We start from the raw sequence: 434 nt of genomic DNA, 5'->3' as shown, positions 1-434 counted from the left end.
ACGGCAAGCGGCAGAACGAGATCATGAACGTGGTCGCGAAGGAGCTGTCGGACACCGATATCGCCAATCTGGCGGCGTATTATGCGGGGATTCAAGTCGACGTGCTGCCGCCGGGGTAGTGCGCGCGCCTCTCCCTCCCCCATCTGCGGGGGAGGGTGGCCCCTGCGTCAGCAGGGGTCGGGGGAGGGGAGCGACGCTTCAGGCAAGGGCGCGACCTTCAAGACGGCCATGTCCTAGTCGGAAGCCGGGTTCCCCTCTCCCGACCCCCTTCGGGGGCCACCCTCCCCCGCAGAGGGGGGAGGGAGAGGCGCGCGCACTACCCCGGCGGCAGCACGTCGACTTGAATCCCCGCATAATACGCCGCCAGATTGGCGATATCGGTGTCCGACAGCTCCTTCGCGACCACGTTCATGATCTCGTTCTGCCGCTTGCCG

At 66.8% G+C, this 434-nt stretch carries 2 protein-coding genes; one reads left to right on the top strand and one right to left on the bottom strand.

Annotation, left to right across the window (positions count from 1 at the left end):
• The coding region (locus MKK63_RS24280; RefSeq protein WP_409564516.1) for a c-type cytochrome at window positions 1-119 on the top strand (119 nt) is incomplete at its 5' end.
• A 197-nt stretch (window positions 120-316) separates the two neighbouring features.
• Here MKK63_RS24280 and MKK63_RS24275 read toward each other — a convergent pair.
• Window positions 317-434, bottom strand: a 118-nt coding sequence (locus tag MKK63_RS24275) for a c-type cytochrome (protein ID WP_409564516.1), incomplete at its 5' end; no start/stop codon positions are given.

The organism is Methylobacterium sp. J-088, from assembly GCF_022829295.1.
In the GTDB taxonomy this organism is placed as follows: Bacteria; Pseudomonadota; Alphaproteobacteria; order Rhizobiales; family Beijerinckiaceae; genus Methylobacterium.
Note: the sequence above shows the minus strand (reverse complement) of the source record. Positions and strands in the feature narration are given on the sequence as shown.